At 32.4% G+C, this 18,606-nt stretch carries 19 protein-coding genes; all 19 read left to right on the top strand.

Going from position 1 to position 18,606, the window contains the following annotated elements; genetic code table 11:
- The first annotated feature begins 336 nt into the window (after positions 1-336).
- The 19 genes from OCV48_RS12700 (at position 337) to dxs (ending at position 18,594) form a co-directional block, all read left to right on the top strand.
- A complete protein-coding gene (locus OCV48_RS12700; protein ID WP_262559845.1) occupies positions 337-3,657 on the top strand; it encodes a GGDEF domain-containing protein in 3,321 nt (1,106 codons plus the stop codon).
- Positions 3,635-5,098 (top strand): CapA family protein, encoded by a 1,464-nt coding sequence (locus OCV48_RS12695; RefSeq protein ID WP_147592135.1) that lies wholly within the window; start codon positions 3,635-3,637, stop codon positions 5,096-5,098. Before OCV48_RS12700 ends, OCV48_RS12695 begins: the two co-directional genes overlap by 23 nt.
- Positions 5,099-5,298: 200 nt before the next feature.
- The gene (locus tag OCV48_RS12690; protein WP_147592134.1) at positions 5,299-6,270 is read left to right on the top strand and encodes an ABC transporter substrate-binding protein; all 972 of its coding nucleotides are present in this window, start codon (positions 5,299-5,301) and stop codon (positions 6,268-6,270) included.
- Positions 6,271-6,302: 32 nt separating this feature from the next.
- The gene (locus OCV48_RS12685) at positions 6,303-7,250 is read left to right on the top strand and encodes an ABC transporter permease (protein ID WP_021983429.1); all 948 of its coding nucleotides are present in this window, start codon (positions 6,303-6,305) and stop codon (positions 7,248-7,250) included.
- Entirely contained in the window at positions 7,250-8,047 is a 798-nt protein-coding gene (locus OCV48_RS12680) for an ABC transporter ATP-binding protein (protein ID WP_021983430.1), read from the top strand. The genes OCV48_RS12685 and OCV48_RS12680 overlap by 1 nt, the downstream gene beginning before the upstream one ends.
- 208 nt (positions 8,048-8,255) lie before the next feature.
- A complete protein-coding gene (gene spoIIIAA, locus OCV48_RS12675) occupies positions 8,256-9,188 on the top strand; it encodes a stage III sporulation protein AA (RefSeq protein ID WP_021983431.1) in 933 nt (310 codons plus the stop codon).
- Between the two features lie 24 nt (positions 9,189-9,212).
- On the top strand, positions 9,213-9,731 hold the full coding sequence (locus tag OCV48_RS12670) for a stage III sporulation protein AB (protein ID WP_021983432.1): 519 nt from the start codon (positions 9,213-9,215) through the stop codon (positions 9,729-9,731).
- 17 nt (positions 9,732-9,748) lie between these two features.
- The gene (spoIIIAC, locus tag OCV48_RS12665) at positions 9,749-9,943 is read left to right on the top strand and encodes a stage III sporulation protein AC (RefSeq protein WP_021983433.1); all 195 of its coding nucleotides are present in this window, start codon (positions 9,749-9,751) and stop codon (positions 9,941-9,943) included.
- 43 nt (positions 9,944-9,986) lie between these two features.
- Complete coding sequence (locus tag OCV48_RS12660) at positions 9,987-10,370, top strand: SpoIIIAC/SpoIIIAD family protein (RefSeq protein WP_021983434.1); 384 nt, start codon at positions 9,987-9,989, stop codon at positions 10,368-10,370.
- A complete protein-coding gene (locus tag OCV48_RS12655) occupies positions 10,367-11,494 on the top strand; it encodes a stage III sporulation protein AE (RefSeq protein ID WP_147592132.1) in 1,128 nt (375 codons plus the stop codon). The genes OCV48_RS12660 and OCV48_RS12655 overlap by 4 nt, the downstream gene beginning before the upstream one ends.
- A gap of 12 nt (positions 11,495-11,506) precedes the next feature.
- Entirely contained in the window at positions 11,507-12,019 is a 513-nt protein-coding gene (locus OCV48_RS12650) for a stage III sporulation protein AF (protein WP_147592131.1), read from the top strand.
- Between the two features lie 56 nt (positions 12,020-12,075).
- Entirely contained in the window at positions 12,076-12,675 is a 600-nt protein-coding gene (locus OCV48_RS12645) for a hypothetical protein (protein WP_147592130.1), read from the top strand.
- 27 nt (positions 12,676-12,702) lie between these two features.
- Entirely contained in the window at positions 12,703-13,440 is a 738-nt protein-coding gene (locus OCV48_RS12640) for a SpoIIIAH-like family protein (protein ID WP_147592129.1), read from the top strand.
- Between the two features lie 87 nt (positions 13,441-13,527).
- Positions 13,528-13,908: an Asp23/Gls24 family envelope stress response protein gene (locus OCV48_RS12635; RefSeq protein ID WP_147592128.1), complete on the top strand. Its 381-nt coding sequence runs from the start codon at positions 13,528-13,530 to the stop codon at positions 13,906-13,908.
- Positions 13,909-13,989: 81 nt separating this feature from the next.
- The gene (gene nusB / locus OCV48_RS12630) at positions 13,990-14,388 is read left to right on the top strand and encodes a transcription antitermination factor NusB (protein WP_021983440.1); all 399 of its coding nucleotides are present in this window, start codon (positions 13,990-13,992) and stop codon (positions 14,386-14,388) included.
- Complete coding sequence (gene xseA / locus OCV48_RS12625; RefSeq protein ID WP_147592127.1) at positions 14,388-15,599, top strand: exodeoxyribonuclease VII large subunit; 1,212 nt, start codon at positions 14,388-14,390, stop codon at positions 15,597-15,599. The genes nusB and xseA overlap by 1 nt, the downstream gene beginning before the upstream one ends.
- Before the next feature lie 27 nt (positions 15,600-15,626).
- On the top strand, positions 15,627-15,821 hold the full coding sequence (gene xseB, locus OCV48_RS12620; RefSeq protein WP_021983442.1) for an exodeoxyribonuclease VII small subunit: 195 nt from the start codon (positions 15,627-15,629) through the stop codon (positions 15,819-15,821).
- Complete coding sequence (locus tag OCV48_RS12615) at positions 15,821-16,717, top strand: polyprenyl synthetase family protein (protein ID WP_147592126.1); 897 nt, start codon at positions 15,821-15,823, stop codon at positions 16,715-16,717. Before xseB ends, OCV48_RS12615 begins: the two co-directional genes overlap by 1 nt.
- Positions 16,718-16,728: 11 nt before the next feature.
- Positions 16,729-18,594: a 1-deoxy-D-xylulose-5-phosphate synthase gene (gene dxs / locus OCV48_RS12610; RefSeq protein ID WP_147592125.1), complete on the top strand. Its 1,866-nt coding sequence runs from the start codon at positions 16,729-16,731 to the stop codon at positions 18,592-18,594.
- Positions 18,595-18,606: the final 12 nt, after the last annotated feature.

Genomic DNA, 18,606 nt, shown 5'->3' with positions numbered 1-18,606 from the left:
GAAATTTGCACAGGAGATTTCTCATCTGCCATAAAGCTATTTGCTTTCGCTCAGAAACAAATAGCCGTGTGAACAATAATCGCATCTGCATTATTTTTCACACTATTTTCAAATTACTATCTCAATTCGATAAGTAATAAAATATAAAATTATTATACAACATTTAGTTGCGGTGTCAATAGGAAACCACAACATATAGTTATAAAAATATTAAAACTTATGCCTGGATTTGAAATAAAGATAAGTTGATTATATTTTAAAAATATAGTAGAATAGAAATAATAGTAGCATTTACTACTTTTGATAAATACATTATATGGACCGTGAGGGATGAATTTGAATCACACAAATTATATTAAGAATTTATTTTATTCATATGTGACTGATGATAATATGTCAACAGAGAAGATAATGTTTGTGAAACATTATAATATGTTGGATATGAGACTTGAAGATATTGAGAAAATTGTTGGTGATGTCTATAAGAAAGGTCTTTTATATCATAGATATTCTAAAAATGACATTAAAGAACCTTATGAACCATTAATAAATGGTATACGATATTATTACCAGAAGTTTTTTTCGAATGATATGAACGTAAGTGAATTTATAGACAGATGCGATGTATATTCACTCCATAAAGAGATATTTGTTTCTTACCTTTCAACAGGCGTGGCACATAGAACGGAACAGATTATAACATCAGAGGTTCATTATGAGATGAAGAAATTCATACAGTCAATTATCAAATGTTATAGTTATATATCACTAAAAACACCATTACTTATTGTACTTGACCGATTCCAGTATGCAGGAAAGTCATCGATGAAAGTTATTAATGAATTAATGAATAATATCGAAGGACTTAATATAAAGTTACTGATTATATATAATGAATTACAATCTCCACTTTCTTATATTGAAGAATACTTTAATAAGATGATTAATAAGGCAGAGGATATGAATATAATATTTGAGTGGAAGAGTGATAAAGAATTAGATTATGGTAATTATCGTTCGACATTTATACCAAACAGACGTTTTTTTAGAGACTACCTGGTTAAATTAAGAAACCTTTACCTTATGTTAGCATTAGAAGATGCTGAACATTATATGGGAATAATAAATAGCAGGATTGCAGAAGAAAAACTTAATATAGAGAATAAGGATAAGTTTGATTTTTATGTAATCAGGTCACTTTGTAATGTTTTAGAGGATGATAATAATTCTGCAATGCTTAATTGTGAGAAGATGCTGCCACTCTATAACGGGGAGACTGACTTATATGAGAGCTATACCTATAATTATATATGTGGACTTGCTCAGATGAATATGACACAGTCAGATTTAGCATATAAATATGCAGACAGATGTATAGCAATCTCTAAGAAGTTAGGTGATGAAAATCTGGAATTCAATGCAGAGATGATAAGGGAAGCTGCACAATTTAGTGGTTGGAGAGATGTGTTCACAGTAGATTTCAGCAAGGTAAGAGTTAATGAAGAAATATTAAGAAAGCTTAAAAAATATAATTATCTTAATACTTACGCATATTATACAATTTTTGGATATGATAATGATGATGAATCAATCAGACATTTTATTAATTGTAAGGAATCAGAGACATTTAAGAATGGAATTGCTGTAGGTAAAATGTTAGGTAACTATAATTTTTTAACATCTGCTTATACGAAATATATAGTTTTGTTTTCAGAGAAAGGTTACCATAAATGTGGCAGCAGATTCTATAATGAGAAGCTAAAGATTAATATGCTTGACGGTGACTTAAGACGAAGAGCCAACCTGTATCTTGGAATGGGTTATAACAGTATAATATCTGAACAACATACAAAGGCTAATGAATATTTCAGTAATGCCATAGATATTCTGATTAAGAATAGGAACGCAGAGGGAATTGCAGAAGCACTTTATAATATGGCGATTAATTGTATTTGTGTTCAGGATTTTATATCGGCATGCAATTATTTTGATACAATATTTAAGATGTTAGACAACCTTGAGATTGAAACCATACAGATATGTAATGCGTCTAAGTTATATGGTCTGCAGGCATTTTCTTACTATATGGTTGGTAATGAATATCGTGCATATAAATGTCTTAGCAATATGGAGATTAGAATAAGTCACTTGCTATATCCTGATGAGGGAGAAGAGGTAGATTATGCATATTGGCATGAAGATTTGATGATTTACAATTTTATAAATGGTATTTTAAATGTTAATAATGGAGATTATGAGCAAGCGGGAGAATATTTTGAGGCAGCTGACTCATATTTTGAAGTATGCAAGGGTGCTATGTTCTATATTATTACAAGCTTTACCACAGAATATTACAGATTTTGTAAAAAATGTGGTGACGAAGCCAAAGCATCTGAAGTTTTAGAAAATGGATTAAGCTATTGTAGAGAAAATGGATACGTAGTTAAGATGCAGAACATTATGTATATAATTGATGGCAAAAATATAAATTCAAGACCTGTTACTTCGGGACTTTTAAATGTTCCACTCGAGTCTTTAATTGACTTATCATATAATGTAGGTAAGGAGAAACAGTTATCAGAACGTAAGAAAGATATTAAATTTTTGTCATTCCTTCAAGAGATGCTTAATAAAGAGGATAATGATACAGGTACATTGATAGAGAATACAATGATAACGCTACAAAATAATTTTAATTTTGATAGTATCCTTATGCTTGAGAGAAAAAAAGATGATGTAGATGAATTATACAAGGAGTTAAGAAAAGATATATCAGCTTCATATAATGATATATTTGATTTTATGAATCTTATGAAGAGATCATTTATTGTTAACAGAACAGATAAGTCATTCTTAGAATTTAATAGAATTATATCATTATTTGGCAAGAATAAAATAGTTACTCTGGTAGGAGTTCCTGTTATGGATGAACAAGGAGTTAATTCTGTATTTTTAGCAACAGTTAATATGCATAAGAATTTCAGAAGAAGCAGAATATTTTTATCAGATGATGATCTTGTAATCATTAAAACTGCTATAATACAGCTATCAAGTGGAATTGAAAGAATTAAATCCAGAAAGAATATTATAGAAATTAATGAGAAACTTAACTCTTTAGCAATTACAGATATGCTTACCGGACTATATAACAGACAGGGTTTTGCTAAGAAGATAGATGAACATAGTAATTGTAATAATTCTATTGCAATTCTATATGCTGACCTTGATAATTTCAAATACTATAATGATACATTCGGTCATGATGTCGGAGACGTGGTATTGGTAGAATTTGCTAAGGTGTTTAGTAGTGTTAGTAATAAAATCGGATATGCCGTAAGATATGGTGGAGACGAGTTTGTTGTTGTATTGAATAATGTTTCTAAAGAACAGGTATTCAAGGTGGCTGATGACATATATAACAAAATTAGTGATGGATTTGTTGATGTTGTTAGTAAATATATAAAACAAGATGTAAATATTCCTCATAATAAATTGGTTTCATGTTCAATTGGTATAGCTATATCATATAGTGCAAGTAACGAAAGTGTTATGGAGACACTGCAGAAAGCAGACAAGGCATTATACTTTATGAAGAAAAATCGAAAAGGAAGTTACATATTCTGGGAGGATATAGATGAACAACAGGAAAGCAATTAGTATTGTATCTATAATAGTTATTTTTCTTATTTCAATATTAGGTATATTTAATGATAAACTCAATACAATAAGTATCCAGGTTAATACTTATTGTATTACATCAAATGATGAGAATGCAATAAAAGAAAATGCTGATGAATCATCTGGAGACAGTACTGAAAATAATATAGAAATATCTAAGGATGGTAAGGAAGATGCAAATGATTTTAAAGTAACAACATTAGATAATTCAAAAAATAAACTTATAGATAAGTTAGATATAGTAAAACAATATCTGGAAATAAAACAATCGGATAAATCAACAAAAGATTTCGTGGAATGGTTTACTAAACAGTACAGTTTAAAGGTTGTAAGTGAACTGGGTTTAAGTGGTAACAATATAAACAGGGATTTTTATATTCAGACAGGGAAATCCCTGTTTGTTTTATGTGATGAATTTCTTGAAGATAAAGAAGATATACATAAGGATGCAAAAAAGACGGATGAAGTCAGTCTGTTATTTGCAGGAGATATATGCCTTGCGGAAGATGGTTTTGTATTAGATTATTATGATACCACTTCAGGACTAAAGGATTGCATAAGTGAGAAGATAATAGAACAATGTAACGAGGCGGATATATTTATGCTTAATAATGAGTTCTCCATAAGTGACAGGGGAAGTGCAATACCTGGGAAAATGTACACATTCAGGGCGAAACCTGAAAGAGTTAAAATCCTTAATGAATTGGGAGCTGATATAGTATCACTTGCTAATAATCATGTATACGATTTCGGACATGAAGCATTTGAAGATACAATTGATATAATTAGAAATGCAGGAATAACAACAGTTGGAGGTGGAAGAAATTCGAATGAAGCCGAGAAAGTAGTATATTACGTGGTAAATGGTATTAAGATTGGGTTCGTATCAGCAAGTCGTGCAGAAAAGGTAAGATATACACCGGGAGCTAAAGAAGATTCAGCAGGTATTTTTCTTATGTATGATGATACAAGATTAAATGAAGTAATTGCAAGTGCAGACAAACAATGTGATTATCTTATAGCATACATACATTGGGGAACGGAGGACAGTAAATACTTCGAAGCATACCAGCATGAGATTGCACAGAAGATGATTGCTTCGGGAGTAGATGCCATAATAGGAGGACACCCTCATGTTCTTCAGGGAATGGAATATATAGATGGTAAGCCAGTTGTATATAGTCTTGGTGATTTCTGGTTTAATGGTGAGACGAAATATAATGGAATGATTAATTTGAAAATTGATATTAGCGGTTTAAAGTCAATGACATACGTTCCTTGTATGCAGAGTAATTATAAGACATTGTATTTAGAAGATGAGAAGAATAAGACAGATGTATTAGACTATCTTAGAGAGTTGTCGCCTGATTGTACGATTGATGATGATTGTATAATTATGCCTAAAAATACATCAGAATAAGTTCGTTTTGAGAAGATAAGTTTTATCTTAGGTGTTAAGTTCCTAAGTTAATAATCTCTATGCCTTTTAAATATTGACTATTTGCACAAAGCATTGTAAAATTATAAGGTGTTTTATGATACTTTTATACATTAACGTGTTACGAATACAACGCGTTCGTAATCGAAAATATTATAAGCGTTAAAAGAAAGAGGTAAAATATGAAATTAAAGAAAATTATAGCTATGACAATGACATCAGCCATGGTAGCAGGTATGCTTGCAGGCTGCGGTTCATCAAGTGATTCGGGATCAGGAAAAGGAAAGTATAACGTTGGGGTTATACAGTTAACAGAGCATGTTGCATTAGACGCAGCTAACAAGGGTTTCTGTGACGGGCTTAAAGAAGAAGGTATTGATGCTAAAATAGATCAGCAGAATGCACAGGGTGATCAGTCAGCTTGTGATACAATAGCATCAAAATTCGTAAATGATAAAAAAGATTTGGTTTTAGCAATCGCAACTCCTGCAGCACAGGCAATAGCAGGTAAGACAGAAGATATTCCTATCTGCATTACAGCAGTTACAGATCCTGCTGAAGCTGGACTTGTAGATTCTAACGATAAACCGGGCACAAATGTTACAGGCACATCAGATTTAACGCCTATTAAAGAACAGATTTCATTATTAAAACAGTTAATTCCTGATTGTAAGACAGTAGGTATCCTCTACAATTCAGCAGAAGATAACTCCTTATTCCAGGCTGAAATTGCTAAGAAAGAAATCGAAGCAAATAGTATGACATATAAAGTATATACAGTATCTAACTCAAATGAGATTCAGACAGTCGTAGAATCAATGGTAGGAAAAGTAGATGCTATCTATATTCCGACAGATAATATGATTGCAGCTGGTATGTCAACAGTTTCAATGGTTGCTACAGAGAATAAGATTCCATGTATTGTTGGTGAATCAGGTATGGTTGATAATGGTGGTCTTGCAACATATGGTATTGATTATTATAACTTAGGTAAGAAGACAGCTAAGATGGCAGCTAAGATTCTTAAAGGGGAAGCATCACCTGAAGATATGCCGATAGAATATCTTGATGCAGCTAAATGTGAATTACAGGTTAATGAAGAGATAGCTAAGGAATTAGGAATTGATGTTTCAGGCTTAGATATTGGAAAATAATATAGCTAATAAAATTTGGAGGAAAAATACAAATGAGTTTCTTTGCAGGTGCAATGCCAGATGCCATTTCCCAGGGTATTCTATGGGCAGTAATGGTACTTGGTGTATACATAACATTTAAAATATTAGATATAGCAGATTTAACAGTAGATGGAAGTTTTTCTCTTGGTGGTTGTACATGTGCGGCACTTATGTACAATGGTATGAATCCTGTACTTGCATTATTTATTGGCTTTCTTGCAGGACTTTTAGCAGGAGCCGTTACAGGTATATTGCATACGGTATTTGAGATACCTGCCATTCTTGCAGGAATACTTACACAGATTAGTATATGGCCTATTAACTTAAAGATAATGGGCAGAGCTAATACACCACTTATGAAAACAGCAGATAAGAAAAAGATTAAATCAATTTTTCTTCTTGTTTCTGAGAAATTTGGTATAGACCAGTCGACAGCAACATTAATTGTCGGATTAGTGATTGTAATTGTGTTAATTATTTTCTTATATTGGTTCTTTGGAACAGAGCTTGGAAGTGCAATACGTGCTACAGGCAATAATGAAGATATGATTAGAGCATTAGGTGTCAATGTTAAATTTACTAAATTATTATCACTTATGATTAGCAATGGTCTTGTTGGACTTGCAGGTGGTATGGTTGCACAGAGCCAGAAATATGGTGATATAAATATGGGTACAGGTGCAATCGTTATAGGTCTTGCAGCAATCGTTATCGGTGAAGTATTACTTGGCTGGCTTAAATCTTTCGGCGGAAAGTTATGTTCGGTAGTAGTAGGTTCAGCAGTGTATTTTGTAATCAGAGCTATAGTTCTTGAGTTGAATCTTGATGCGAACTACATGAAACTGATTTCAGCTGTTATAATTGCAATTGCTTTATCGGTTCCTATTGTGGTAGAAAAGATTAAAATAAGAAGTCAGTACAACCCTGGCTTTGAGGATGAAGAGGAGGCTTCGAAATAATGTTAGAATTAAAAAATGTAAGAAAAACATTTAATCGTGGAACGGTTAATGAAAAGAAAGCATTATGTGGCGTTAATCTTCAGCTTAATAAAGGCGATTTTGTTACTATAATAGGTGGAAATGGAGCTGGAAAATCTACTACACTTAATATGATAGCAGGTGTATATCCTATTGATTCAGGTACAATAATCCTTGATGGTGATAATATATCTACAAAACCAGAATATGCCAGAGCTAAATATTTAGGACGAGTATTCCAGGATCCTATGAAAGGTACTGCAGCTGGAATGGAGATAGAAGAAAATATGGCACTTGCTTATAGACGTGGTAAGAAAAGAGGACTTTCATGGGGAATTACTAAGAAAGAAAAAGAATTATTCCATGAACAGTTAAAGACTTTAGGACTTGGACTTGAAGACAGAATGACATCTAAAGTTGGCTTGTTATCCGGTGGACAGAGACAGGCTCTTACACTTTTAATGGCTACTTTGCAGGAACCAAAAATATTACTTTTAGATGAGCATACAGCTGCACTTGATCCAAAGACAGCAAAAAAGGTATTAGAATTAACAGAAGAAATAGTAACGGCTAAAAATCTTACAGCAATGATGGTTACACATAATATGAAAGATGCAATCAAAATGGGTAACAGACTTATTATGATGCATGAGGGTAAAATAATCTATGATGTTGCCGGAGATGAAAAGAAGAATCTTCATGTGTCTGATTTGCTTAAGAAATTCGAAGATGTCAGCGGTGGAGAATTCGCAAATGACAGAATGATGTTAGCTGATTAGAAACTTTTAGGGACTTTTGATGCTCTTATACATTTGAGAAAATATGTGATTTTAATATAGAAAAACCCAGATTAAGACATTTGACATTGTTTGATTAACAGATGTTGTCATATGAATATTCAGGGTTTTTCTTTTTTTGTGTAATTAAAGCATATATGTATACATATATTATGAAAAGGACAAAGGTTCAGATGGAGGAGTGAAAGGTTTGAGTGTCACAGGGATAGAAAGAATATTTTCAATTAATTTACGGAAAATATTATGTAATGTAATAAATAAGGCAGACAGAATTAATGAAATAAGACTCAGGGCAGGACAACCACTAATGGTTATTATTGATAATATGGAGAGATTTGTTAATCCTGACGGAGAGATTACGTTGACTTATGAAAATGCTTATATAGTTACAGTTAATGAAATCAGGGAGACGATGGAATATATTAGTAATTATTCAATTTATGCGTATGAAGAGGAAATAAAACAAGGTTACATAACAGTTGCAGGCGGACATCGTATTGGAATCTGTGGCAAGGCAATAATTGAAAATAATAGAGTAAAAACATTACGTTATATTTCGTTTATTAATATAAGAATTGCTCATGAAATGATTGGCTGTTCTGACAGATTAATTCCAAAAATCTATAAAGATAGAGATAGTATCTATAATACATTAATAATTTCACCGCCTGGCCGGGGCAAGACCACATTATTAAGAGACATGGTAAGAAATATAAGTAATGGTTATAATGGTTATTACAGAGGATTAAATATTGGAATTGCTGATGAAAGAAGCGAGATAGCGGCCTGTTATCTTGGAATACCACAGAATGATGTAGGAATAAGAACTGATGTAATTGATGGAATACCAAAGGTGGCAGGAATAATGATGCTTATAAGAACGATGTCGCCTAAGGTTATTGCGGTTGATGAGATAGGTTCTAAAGAAGATATTAAGGCAATAAGGCAGGGGATAAATTGTGGCTGCAGATTCATATGTACAGTCCATGGTGATGATTTAGAAGATGTAAGAAGTAAACCTGTTCTTGGAGATATGATTAAGGAAAAAATATTCCAGAAATATATATTTATTAATAAATGTAATAAAGCAGAAAGATATAAATTAGTAGAGAATGATTTGTAGAAATTGAGAGATGGAGGAATGGAAATGTTTAAATTTATTGGAGCGGTTTTAGTGATTATATCCGGAACAGGAATTGGTTTTAAAGCAAGTGAGAATCTGATACTTCAGAATGTCCAGCTTAAAAAATTAAAAGAGTTACTCATTATTCTACGTGGAGAAATAAGATACAATAATACAGTTATGCCACAGGCACTTAGAAATATTTTAAAAAAATCTGACAAGGTGTTTGAAAAATTCCTGCTCTATGTAGCTGATAATCTAGATAAATATCAGGGTAAAACGGTTGCCGATATATGGAATGAGGGAGTAGATAAAGAACTTAGTAAACTCATGCTTAGTAAGAAACATATAGAAAAATTAAAGGATTTGGGCAATACACTTGGATTTCTGGATAAGGAAATGCAGATATCATATTTTAATCTTATGATAGAACAGTTAGATACCGACATAGAAGATAATAATAAAAGATGTAGAGATAATTGTAAATTATATAGAACACTTGGAATTATGGGTGGTATTTTAGTTGTCTTAATCATAGTGTAAATGAAATGAGGAGTAATATGGATGTAAATATTATATTTAAGATAGCGGCAGTTGGTATATTAGTTTCAGTTATAAGTCAGATATTAAAGCATAGTGGAAGAGAGGAACACGCATTTTTAACAAGTCTTGCGGGACTTATATTAGTTCTATATTGGATTGTGCCATATATATACGAGTTGTTTGAAACTATTAAATCATTATTTTCTTTATAGGAGTCCGTTATAAAATAAAGATAGAATAAAGGTGGAGTGATAAATGAGTACAATTCAGGTAGCAATGGTAGGTATAACTGGTATGTTGATCGCACTTCAGTTTAAAGAAGTCAAAAAAGAATATGCGGTTTTCATAATGCTGATTGCTTCTATATTAGTATTTTCTTTTGGCATTTCAAAATTAGGACAGATATTTAAGTCGATTGACATAATAAGAGACAGGCTTGAAATATCAGCACAATATACTGAGGTCTTATTAAAGATTGCAGGAATAGCATTCATATGTGAATTTTCTTCGGATATATGTAAAGATTCAGGTTTTGGCACGGTTGCAAACCAGATACAGATTTTTGGTAAATTATCGATTTTGGTGGTAAGCCTGCCAGTCTTTCTTAATCTTATAGATTTGATTGGAGGATTGGTGTGAAAGAATTGATAAGAAGAACATTTGCATTTATTCTGCTGACAACTTTCATTTTGATTATTGATAATCAAAAAGTTTTTGCCGGGAGTATGGATGTTATGAATGAATTTGACTTTGATGATATTGAGGAGTTTATTAACAATGATGAGGATTTGGAAGACATTAATTTTAAGGAGATTGCAAATGATTTTATGCTGGGTGATGCGAATGGAGGACTAAAAGAGATATGGACGTATGTTAAAGATGTTCTGTTTGATGAGATAATAAATAATTTCAGAGTGTTAAAGAAGATTTTGTATATATCAATTTTAGCGGCAATTCTTACGAATTTCATGAAAGTTTTGAAGAATAGCCAGGTATCGGACACAGGTTTCATAGTCTGTTATATGGTTATTATTTCGCTGGTAATCACGTCATTTACTGCATTGTCAGCACTTGCATATATGACAATTAAGAGAATGACAGAATTTATGAAAGCATTGATTCCGGTATATATGGTAAGTGTGGGTGTTAGTGACGGACAGGTCTATGCTGCTTCATATTATCAGATGGCATTAGTAGTAATTACGATAATTGATATATGCTGCCTTAAGTTATTGCTGCCAATAATTGATATATATGTAGTTCTAAGTATAGTCAGTAATCTACATTCAGAAGATTACCTATCGAAGGCGTGTACTTTGATTAAAAATATAACTTCATTTTCGGTAAAGGCAATGTTAAGTGTTGTTATGGCTATCAATGTTATAAGGCAGATGTTTTCTCCGGTTAGTGATGGCATTAGAAATACAACGGTTACAAATGTTCTTGGAATTGTATCGGGGATGGGCAATTCGGCAGGAAATATTGCAAGTCTGATATATGGTACGGGAAATATATTAAAAAGTGCTATAGGTGGTGCCGGATTAATTGTCCTTATGATGATTGTCCTTATACCGATTGTTAAAATTGTGATTTTCGTATTCTCATATCAGTTCACAAATGCATTTCTACAGCCGGTATCAGATGACAGAATTATAAAGTGTATGGAGGGAATTTCAGAGGGAGCAATACTTATGCTAAGAATTGTATTTTCGGTCAGTCTTATGTTTGTTATAACTATTGCAATCGTCTGTATGGGAAATTAAGGAGGTGTTTTTATTAAGGATGTAATAAGGGAAATAGCTGTATTTACTATATTTATTAATATTGTTTCCTGTATTATACCAGGAGACAACTATAAAAGGTATCTAAAACTGATATCGGGAATAATAATTATTATAATTGTTATGAAACCCATATTCAGATACAATGACGGTAATGAACTTTATAATGCATTTATTAAAGAATATGAGAAAAATCAGGTTGTAGAATTAGATAAATCACTCAGAAATCTTAATAAGAAGATTGCTGATATTACAATTTCAGATTATGAAAGAGAAGTAAGTGAAGATATTGTGACATTTTTAACGAAAAAAGGATTCAAGGTAAGTGACGTTGATATTAGTCTTATAGTAGATGATGATAACAGGCTGGGCGTCAAGAAACTTCTTATTGAATTTGAAGATATGAATTATGACAAGAACCTTAGGGAAGCTACAACAATTTACATAGATGACATTATTTTAGAAAAATATAACATAGATAAAGAGGTTATTGAAATTAAGTACTAAAAATTAATATTATAGAATATTAGAATTTAAAGTTGTACAGATGGGGGGAAAATAAATTGGAGGAGAAAAAAAAGCCGTTAATTAAGTTGATTAATATTAATAACATTATTAAGAATATTGGAATGGAAAAGTTACTTATAATAGCAATATGTGGTGTTGTATTAGTAATGTTTCCATCACCTGATAAGAAGATTAAGAGTTCAAAACAGACTGAAATCATGAAGAGAGCAGGCTCGCAAAATATAGAAATATCAGGAGATGATTACTGCGAAAGGCTAGAAAAAAGATTAGAGAATCTTATTTCTAGAATAAATGGAATAGGAAAAGTAAATGTTATGATTACACTTAAGGCAACAGAGGAGAAGATTATACTTACAGAAGTGTCTTATGAGAAAAATGATGAAAATAGCACAGACTCATCGGGTATTGTAAATGCTAAGAATAGTTACAAGGAGGATAGAGTTGTTGTATATGAAGAGGGGAGTGATGGTAATAAAATACCATATGTAACTAAGGAAAAAGCACCGGAAATAGAGGGAATAGCAGTTATCGCAGAGGGTGGCAATAATGCTGATAATGTTTTGAAAATATCTGAGATTGCACAGGCATTATTTGGTATTTCATCACATAAAATATCAGTAATAGGAATGAGATAGTAAATATAAACAGGAGGTAAGCAGGAGTTGAAAAGTGTAGTAAGAAGGAATCAGATTATAATTACATCACTTGCCATATTAATTGCAGTTGCAGGATATCTGAATTATACAGAAAGGAATGTAGCTAAGCAGACAGCTAATAAGGTAGAAAAAGAAAGTATTGATGACAGTACAACAAGTAATATGGGAGGCACACTTAATGAAGTGTCAGCAGATGCATCAAAGGAATTTGAATCAGATTCATTGTTAAGTGGCACAGATGATATACCGAGTAATGATGAGAATATAGATGGTGACACTGCTAATGCAAATGGTGATGTGTCAAACGAAAGCGGTGATATGCAGGCTGAAGGTGTGAATGAGAATAATAACGAAAGTGAACCGGGCGATGCAATATTTACAAGTGCAGGGACATTTTCAGCTAATGCAAAGCTTAACAGAGAACAGTTAAGGGCACAGAATAAAGAAACTCTTCTTAATATGATTAACAGTGGTAATCTGTCAGAAGCACAGAAAGCAGAGATTACAGACCAGATGATACATATTACTGAAGTAGCCGAATTAGAAAATGAGATTGAAACACTTCTAGAAGCCAAAGGTTTTAATGGTGCAGTAGTAAGTATCGGAGATGAAAATGTAGATGTGGTGGTAAATATGACAGCAGTGTCGGATACGGAAAGAGCAAAGATCGAAGATGTAGTTAAGCGAAAAACCAATGTATCAGCAGCTAATATCGTAATTACACCGATATCAGACGAAAATTAGTTGCAATTACTGTTGTTTTTGTTATAATAAGATATAGTATGGATAAAATAAATGTGATACTGGACATATGATTGGAGGCAAAGAATTATGGAAGACAATAGAATGACACATACAATACATGATGATGGTAAGATTGGTGAAGTACAGATAGCAGATGATGTAGTAGCTATCATAGCAGGTCTTGCAGCAACAGAGGTTGAAGGAGTTGCATCGATGTATGGTAATATTACAAATGAACTTGTAGCTAAACTTGGTATGAAGAATTTAGCAAAAGGTGTTAAGGCTGTTTTAGAAAATGATGAAGTCACAGTTGATTTAGCATTAAATGTTAAGTTTGGATACAGAATTAAAGAAGTTTCAGTAAAGGTACAGGAAAAAGTAAAATCAGCTATTGAGAATATGACAGGTCTTACTGTTAATTTAGTAAATATAAGAATTGCTAATATAATTGTAGAACAGAATAACTAAGATGATGGGTGTCAGAAGTGGCACCCTTTTTATAGTGTATATACTATTATTTATCAAGTAAATTTAGGAGTAAATAACCTTATGACAAGAAGAGAATTAAGAACTTATGCATTTAAACTTTTATACCGTTCATTCTTCTATAATGAAGATGAGATGACAGAACAGGAGAAATTGTTTTTTGAAGACCCTGAAATGGAGATAGACGTATTCGATATGGAATATGTACAGCGAAGAGTGGAAGATGTAATTGCTAAGATTCCTGAGATTGATGCAGTAATTGATTCTAAGGCAGAAAAATGGAAAACAGACAGAATTAATTATGTTGATTTAACAATATTAAGACTTGCGTATTATGAAATTAAATATGATGATGATATACCAATGGCAGTTGCTATTAATGAAGCAGTAGAATTAGCTAAAATATATGGCGGAGACGAATCTTCATCATTTGTTAATGGTGTATTAGCTAAATTATTATAATGAATAGTGTATATACAGTTTCACAAGCTAATCAGTATATCAAAAATATGTTTAATCAGGATTTCTTGCTGAATAATATATCAGTAAGAGGTGAAGTGTCGAATTGTAAATATCATTCATCAGGTCACATATATTTTTCAATCAAGGATAGAAACGGACTTCTTTCCTGTGTTATGTTTGCCGGGAAGAAAAGAGGACTTGATTTTAAAATGGAAGAGGGCAATAAAGTAATTGTATCGGGTAATATAAATGTATATGAACGCGATGGAAAATACCAGTTATATGCTGATAAGATAGAAAAAGAGGGTACCGGAGATTTATATAAGAGATTCATTGAACTTAAGAATGAATTAGAAGAAATGGGAATGTTTTCTGATGAATATAAGAAAGAAATTCCTAAATACTCCATGAATGTTGGAATTGTTACAGCCAGTACAGGTGCTGCAATCCAGGATATAATCAACATTTCTAAGAGGAGAAATCCTTATATAAAATTAGTATTATATCCTGCAAAAGTTCAGGGTGATGGTGCAGCAGATACAATTGTAAATGGAATCAGATGCTTAGATAGTAAGAACTTAGACGTTATTATTGTCGGAAGAGGTGGTGGCTCAATCGAAGACTTATGGGCTTTTAATGAAGAAAAGGTTGCAAGGGCAATCTTTGAATGCAATACACCTGTGATTTCAGCAGTCGGACATGAGACAGATTATACAATAGCTGATTATGTGGCAGATATGAGAGCACCGACGCCGTCAGCAGCAGCAGAACTGGTTGTTTTTGAATATAATAAATTATGTGAGAAAATTTCATCATATGAAGAAAATATGAGATACCGGATAGATATTAAAATCAGAAATTATAGAAATACAGTTAATGATTTATTATGGAAATTAAATAAGATGTCTCCGGCTAACAATATCCAGTCAAAAAGACAGAGGTTAGCAGATTTAGAGATAAGACTTTACGACAGTATTAATAGAAAGACATCTGAAAGACGACATCAATTAGAACTTTTAACAGAGAGATTAAATGGTTTATCTCCACTTAATAAATTATCAGGTGGATATGCTTATATATCAGATGATAAGAACAAACCTGTGAAGAGTATTAAGCAAATAAATGCAGATGATGAACTTAAAATCGTCTTAAAAGATGGTAATGCAAAGGTAAAAGTTATAGATAAAACAGTTTTTGATTCGGAATTTTAAATGAAATTATGATTATGGAGGTCAGACGTGGCTCAAGCTAAGACATTAGAACAATCATTAGATGAATTATGCGATATAATTGCAAAAATGGATAGAGAAGATATTTCATTAGAAGAATCTTTCAAATTATATAATCAGGGAATAAAGTTATGTAAAACCTGTAACGACAAAATCGACAAGGTTGAAAAACAATTAGAGATTATCGGAGGTAATAACGAGTAATGGATTTTAATAAAGAACTTTTAAATCGTGTAGAATATATAGAAGAAATAATAAATAAACAGTTATGCGATGAAAATGATGAAAAGTATCTTCAGAGAGAAATTTTTAATGCTATGAATTACAGTATATTAGCAGGCGGCAAGAGATTAAGGCCTATGCTGTTATTAGAATGTTTAAGACTTTTTGGCGGTGATGACAAAGAAGCTGATAAATTTATGTGTGCCATTGAAATGATTCACACATATTCCTTAGTACATGATGATTTGCCAGCGATGGATAATGACGAATATAGAAGAGGTAAAAAGACAACTCATATAGTATTTGGCGAGGGAATGGGAATCCTTGCAGGCGATGCTTTACTTAATTATGCTTTTGAGACAGGTATTCAAGGTGTCAAAGACAGTGAAAATACTGCGAATGCATTAATGGCACTTGATATTCTAAGTAGAAAAGCAGGCGTATTTGGGATGATCGGTGGACAAGTTGTAGATATTAAAAATGAAAATAGGCAGATAGATATAGATACACTCGATTATATTAATGAATTAAAGACAGGTGCATTGATAGAAGCTTCGATGATGATGGGAGCAGCTTTAGCAGGTGCCAGAGAAAATGACATTAAGTTAATTGAGAAAGCCGGAAGTTATATAGGTAAAGCATTTCAGATCCAGGACGACATTTTAGATGTAACAAGTACGAGTGAAGTACTTGGCAAGAATGTTCTAAGTGATGAGAAAAATCATAAATCTACATATGTTAATCTCTTAGGAATTGATGGAGCATCGCAGAAAGTTAAAGAATTATCAGAAGAAGCACTTAGAATTATCGACAGTTTTGATAACAAAAATGAATTCTTAACTGAATTAATAGAAAGTTTGATATACAGAAAGAAGTAATAGGTGACAGTATGGTTCTGGATAAAATTAATAAAGTTAACGATATAAAGGATATACCTAAAGAAGAATATGATGAATTAGCAGATGAAATTCGTAATTTTCTAATAGAGGTAATAAGTAAGAACGGTGGACATTTAGCATCTAACTTAGGTGTGGTTGAACTAACCATGGCATTGCATTTAGCACTAGATTTGCCAGAAGATAAGATAATATTTGATGTTGGCCATCAGTCATATACTCATAAAATTTTAACCGGAAGAAAAGAAGGCTTTGATGAATTAAGAAGTTATGGTGGAATGAGTGGTTTTCCAAAGAGAAGAGAAAATGAATGTGACTGTTTTGATACAGGTCATAGTTCCACATCAATTTCAGCGGGACTTGGAATAGTTACAGCAAATGAGATTATGAGAAAAAAAGGGACAGTAGTTTCAGTAATCGGCGATGGTGCATTATCGGGTGGAATGGCATATGAGGGACTTAATAATGCAGCCAGATTAAAGCGTAATTTTATTATAATTCTTAATGATAACAATATGTCTATTTCGGAAAATGTAGGCGGTATGTCAACATATTTAAGCAATCTAAGAGCCGGAGAAGCATATAATGAACTTAAAAATGGTGTAGTTGATGTTCTTAATAAGATTCCTGCAATCGGTGGCAAGTTAGTAACTAAGATCAGGAAGACAAAAAGTAGTATTAAACAGTTGGTAATTCCCGGAATGTTATTTGAAGATATGGGAATAACATATCTTGGACCGGTTGATGGACATAATATTAACCAATTAGTGAAGATAATAAGTGAAGCTAAGAAGTTAGACCATGCGGTATTAATTCATGTAATTACTAAGAAAGGTAAGGGTTATATTCCTGCCGAAAAGCATCCATCAAGTTTCCATGGAGTAGAGCCATTTAACATCCAGACAGGTTTACCACTTACTAAGAAAGAGAAACCGACATATACAGATGTATTTGCAAAAGGAATTGTTAAACTTGCAAAAGAAGATGAGGCTGTTGCAGCAATTACAGCAGCAATGCCTGATGGAACCGGTCTTAAGAAATTTATGCAGACATATCCAGAGAGATTCTTTGATGTTGGAATTGCAGAAGAACATGCAGTAACTTATGCGGCAGGACTTGCAGCAGCAGGAATGAAGCCATATGTTGCCATATACTCATCATTTTTACAAAGGGCATACGACCAGATATTACATGACGTATGTATTCAGGACCTACCAGTTATATTTATGGTAGACAGGGCAGGACTAGTAGGTGCTGACGGCGAGACACATCAGGGAATATTTGATTTATCATATTTATCTAATATACCTAATATGAATATATTTGCTCCGAAGAACAGATATGAGCTGGCAGCAGTAATAGAATATTCAAGAAATTTTAATCACCCATTGGCAATCCGTTATCCTAGAGGAACAGCCTATGATGGCCTTAAAGAATTTAATTCGCCTATAGAATATGGTAAAAGTGAAATAATATATAAAGAAAAAGATATTGCATTATTAGCAGTAGGCTCAATGGTTGAGGTCGCAATCGAAATAAGAGAGGCATTAAAAGAAAAAGGTTATAGTGTATCACTCGTAAATGCAAGATTTGTTAAGCCGGTTGATGAAAAACTATTAGAAAATCTGAATGAAAACCACAGATTAATCGTTACCATGGAAGAAAATGTATTAAATGGTGGTTTTGGTGAAAGAGTTTTAAGAATTACAAGAGATATGAACCTAAAATATAAGGTGATAAATATTGCAATACCAAATGTCTATGTAGAACATGGTAATATCGAGATTTTGAAGAGTGAAATAGGACTTGATAAAGAAACAATTTTGAATAAAATCCAGAAAAATATTGATATGGACTAAGCATACGGAGGT

It is taken from the genome of Bovifimicola ammoniilytica (assembly GCF_025567085.1).
Classification (GTDB): Bacteria; Bacillota; Clostridia; order Lachnospirales; family Lachnospiraceae; genus Bovifimicola; species Bovifimicola ammoniilytica.
This window is presented reverse-complemented; position numbering and strand designations above follow the sequence as displayed.

What these genes read in the sequence shown, in the direction of transcription:
- xseA (WP_147592127.1), top strand. Translation starts at nt 14,388, where the DNA reads ATGAATAGTGTATATACAGTTTCACAAGCTAATCAGTATATCAAAAAT.
- nusB (WP_021983440.1), top strand. Translation starts at nt 13,990, where the DNA reads ATGACAAGAAGAGAATTAAGAACTTATGCATTTAAACTTTTATACCGT.
- OCV48_RS12660 (WP_021983434.1), top strand. Translation starts at nt 9,987, where the DNA reads ATGAGTACAATTCAGGTAGCAATGGTAGGTATAACTGGTATGTTGATC.
- dxs (WP_147592125.1), top strand. Translation starts at nt 16,729, where the DNA reads ATGGTTCTGGATAAAATTAATAAAGTTAACGATATAAAGGATATACCT.
- OCV48_RS12635 (WP_147592128.1), top strand. Translation starts at nt 13,528, where the DNA reads ATGGAAGACAATAGAATGACACATACAATACATGATGATGGTAAGATT.
- spoIIIAC (WP_021983433.1), top strand. Translation starts at nt 9,749, where the DNA reads ATGGATGTAAATATTATATTTAAGATAGCGGCAGTTGGTATATTAGTT.
- OCV48_RS12670 (WP_021983432.1), top strand. Translation starts at nt 9,213, where the DNA reads ATGTTTAAATTTATTGGAGCGGTTTTAGTGATTATATCCGGAACAGGA.
- OCV48_RS12685 (WP_021983429.1), top strand. Translation starts at nt 6,303, where the DNA reads ATGAGTTTCTTTGCAGGTGCAATGCCAGATGCCATTTCCCAGGGTATT.
- OCV48_RS12615 (WP_147592126.1), top strand. Translation starts at nt 15,821, where the DNA reads ATGGATTTTAATAAAGAACTTTTAAATCGTGTAGAATATATAGAAGAA.
- OCV48_RS12690 (WP_147592134.1), top strand. Translation starts at nt 5,299, where the DNA reads ATGAAATTAAAGAAAATTATAGCTATGACAATGACATCAGCCATGGTA.
- OCV48_RS12680 (WP_021983430.1), top strand. Translation starts at nt 7,250, where the DNA reads ATGTTAGAATTAAAAAATGTAAGAAAAACATTTAATCGTGGAACGGTT.
- OCV48_RS12695 (WP_147592135.1), top strand. Translation starts at nt 3,635, where the DNA reads ATGAACAACAGGAAAGCAATTAGTATTGTATCTATAATAGTTATTTTT.